The organism is Mycobacterium sp. TH-M103, assembly GCF_057473785.1.
The window spans coordinates 1-3,275 of record NZ_JBYCLG010000306.1 but is presented as its reverse complement, the minus strand read 5'-3'; the positions used below and the strand labels follow the sequence as shown (position 1 = coordinate 3,275).

3 protein-coding genes are annotated in these 3,275 nt (G+C 70.8%); all 3 read left to right on the top strand.

Annotated features, from left to right (window positions below; all coding sequences use genetic code 11):
• A partial coding sequence (locus AC2VOR_RS17105) for a carboxyl transferase domain-containing protein (RefSeq protein ID WP_486964185.1) occupies positions 1-472 on the top strand: 472 nt, incomplete at its 5' end.
• 5 nt (positions 473-477) lie between these two features.
• Positions 478-2,451, top strand: coding sequence for an acetyl/propionyl/methylcrotonyl-CoA carboxylase subunit alpha (locus AC2VOR_RS17100; protein ID WP_486964184.1), 1,974 nt, complete (start codon positions 478-480; stop codon positions 2,449-2,451).
• On the top strand, positions 2,448-3,275 hold an 828-nt coding region (locus tag AC2VOR_RS17095; RefSeq protein WP_486964183.1), incomplete at its 3' end, for an acyl-CoA dehydrogenase family protein. The genes AC2VOR_RS17100 and AC2VOR_RS17095, both read left to right, overlap by 4 nt.

Here is a 3,275-nt window from a genome sequence, read left to right as displayed (position 1 = left end):
CATGGTCGGCCGCGACTACGAGGCCGGCGGGATCGCCAAGCACGGCGCCAAGATGGTCACCGCCGTGGCCTGCGCCCGGGTGCCCAAGCTGACCGTGGTGATCGGCGGATCCTACGGTGCGGGCAACTATTCGATGTGCGGCCGGGCGTACTCGCCGCGCTTTTTGTGGATGTGGCCCAACGCGCGCATCTCGGTGATGGGCGGGGAACAGGCCGCCTCGGTGCTGGCGACCGTGCGCGGCGAGCAACTCAGCGCCTCGGGCAAGCCGTGGTCGGCCGACGAGGAGGAGGCGTTCAAGGCGCCCATCCGCGAGCAGTACGAGGACCAGGGCAACCCGTATTACTCCACGGCCCGGCTGTGGGACGACGGCATCATCGACCCGGCAGACACCAGACTGGTTGTGGGGCTATCCCTTTCAGTGTGTGCTCACGCACCGCTGGAACCCGTCTCCTACGGCGTCTTCCGGATGTGATGAGGATGTTCGACACCGTATTGGTAGCCAACCGCGGCGAGATCGCCGTGCGGGTGATCCGGACGCTGCGCCGGCTGGGCATCCGTTCGGTCGCCGTCTACAGCGACCCCGACGCCGGGGCGCGGCACGTGCTCGAGGCCGACGAGGCGGTCCGGCTGGGGCCCGCCGCGGCGCGCGAGAGCTACCTCGACATCGCTCACGTGCTCGACGCGGCGGCACGCACCGGCGCCCAGGCCATCCACCCCGGCTACGGGTTTCTCTCCGAGAACGCCGATTTCGCCGCCGCCTGCGAACGCGCCGGGGTGGTGTTCCTGGGGCCGCCGGCCCGGGCGATCGAGGTGATGGGCGACAAGATCACCGCCAAGAACACCGTCGCCGCCTTCGACGTGCCGGTGGTCCCCGGTGTGGCCAGGCCCGGCCTGAGCGACGACGAGTTGGTCGCGGCCGCCGCAGAGATCGGTTACCCGGTGCTGGTCAAGCCGTCCGCGGGCGGCGGCGGCAAGGGCATGCGGCTGGTCGACGACGCGGCCCGGCTGCGCGACGCGCTGGTGAGCGCACGCCGGGAGGCCGCCTCCTCGTTCGGCGACGACACGCTGTTCCTGGAGCGGTTCGTGCTGCGGCCCCGCCACATCGAGGTCCAGGTGCTCGCCGACACCCACGGCAACGTCGTCCACCTCGGCGAGCGGGAGTGCAGCCTGCAGCGGCGCCACCAGAAGGTCATCGAGGAGGCTCCCTCCCCGCTGCTCGACCCGGCGACCCGGGCCCGCATCGGGGCGGCGGCCTGCAACACCGCCCGCAGCGTCGACTACGTCGGCGCGGGCACCGTCGAGTTCATCGTCTCGGCCGAACGCCCGGACGAGTTCTTCTTCATGGAGATGAACACCCGTCTGCAGGTGGAACATCCGGTCACCGAGGCGGTGACCGGCCTGGACCTCGTGGAGTGGCAGCTGCGGGTGGCCGCCGGTGAGAAGCTGGCGTTCGCCCAGGACGACATCGAGCTGCGCGGCCACGCGATCGAGGCCCGCGTCTACGCCGAGGACCCGGCGCGCGGGTTCCTGCCCACGGGTGGCCGGGTGCTGCAGGTGTTCGAGCCGTCGGGCGCCGGTGTGCGGGTGGACTCCTCGCTGCTGGCCGGCACCGTGGTCGGCAGCGACTACGACCCGATGCTGAGCAAGGTGATCGCCCACGGCGCGGACCGCAACGCGGCGCTGGCGGCCCTCGACCGGGCGCTGGCCCGGACCGCCGTGCTGGGTGTGCAGACCAACGTCGAATTCCTGCGGTTCCTGCTGGCCGACGAGCGGGTGCGTGCCGGCGACCTGGACACCGCGCTGCTCGACGAGCGGGTGGCCCAGTTCGCGCCGCTGCCCGCGCCCGACGACGTGCTCGCCACCGGGGGCCTCTACCGCCAGCGTGACTTGGCCGAACGGGCATCGGGTGACCCGTGGGCGGCGCCGACCGGCTGGCGCGTGGGCGGGAACCCGGCGCCGGTGCGCACCGAGATGCACACCGCGCTGCGCACCGAGACGGTGTCGGTGTGGGGGCCGCCGGACGCCGCCTCGGTGCGGGTGGGGGAGGGCGAGACCTGCTCTGCGAGTATCGAACTCGACGGTGCGCGGATATCCGTGACGCTGGATGGGGTGCGCCGGGAGTACCTGTGGGCCGAGTCCGGCCGGCACCTGTGGATCGCCGACGAGCGCGGCACCTGGCAGCTGCGCGAGGCCGAGGAGCACAGGATTCACCGCGCGGCCACCGCGCGGCAGGCCGAGGTCCTCAGCCCGATGCCGGGCAGCGTGATCGCCGTCCAGGTCGACTCCGGCGCCGAGGTTACCGAGGGCGATGTGGTGGTGGTCGTCGAGGCGATGAAGATGGAACATTCGCTGCCCGCACCGGTTTCGGGGCGGGTCGAGGTGCTGGTGTCCGTCGGTGACCAGGTCAAAGTCGATCAGGTGCTGGCGCGGATCAAGGATCAGGAATCATGACGCTATCCAAGGAGTACGAAGACCTACGGGCGACGGTTGCCGATTTCGCGCGGACCGTGGTGGCGCCCGTATCGGCCAAACACGATGAGGAGCACAGCTTCCCGTACCAGGTCGTCGCCAAGATGGGCGAGATGGGCCTGTTCGGCCTGCCGTTCCCCGAGGAGTACGGCGGCATGGGCGGCGACTACTTCGCGCTGTCGCTGGCTCTCGAGGAACTCGGCAAGGTCGACCAGTCGGTGGCGATCACACTTGAGGCGGGGGTCAGCCTCGGCGCGATGCCGATCTACCGTTTCGGGTCCGAGGAGCAGAAGCAACGGTGGCTGCCGGACCTGACGGCTGGGCGCGCGCTGGCGGGCTTCGGCCTGACCGAGCCGGGAGCCGGCTCGGACGCGGGCGCCACCCGCACCACCGCCCGGCTCGAGGGCGGCGAGTGGATCATCAACGGCAACAAGCAGTTCATCACCAACTCGGGCACCGACATCACCTCGCTGGTCACCGTCACCGCGGTCACCGGGGCCCTCGACGGCGGCAAGAAGGAGATCTCGACGATCGTCGTGCCCGGCGGCACACCGGGATTCACCGTCGAGCCGGTCTACAACAAAGTCGGCTGGAACGCGTCGGACACCCACCCGCTGACCTTCGTCGACGCCCGGGTTCCGGAGGAGAACCTGCTGGGTGCCCGCGGGACCGGCTACGCGAACTTCCTGTCCATCCTCGACGAGGGGCGCATCGCGATCGCCGCCCTGGCCACCGGCGCGGCGCAGGGCTGCGTCGACGAGAGCGTCAAGTACGCCAAGGAGCGCCAGTCGTTCGGCCAGCCGATC

What these genes read in the sequence shown, in the direction of transcription:
- AC2VOR_RS17100 (WP_486964184.1), top strand. Translation starts at nt 478, where the DNA reads ATGTTCGACACCGTATTGGTAGCCAACCGCGGCGAGATCGCCGTGCGG.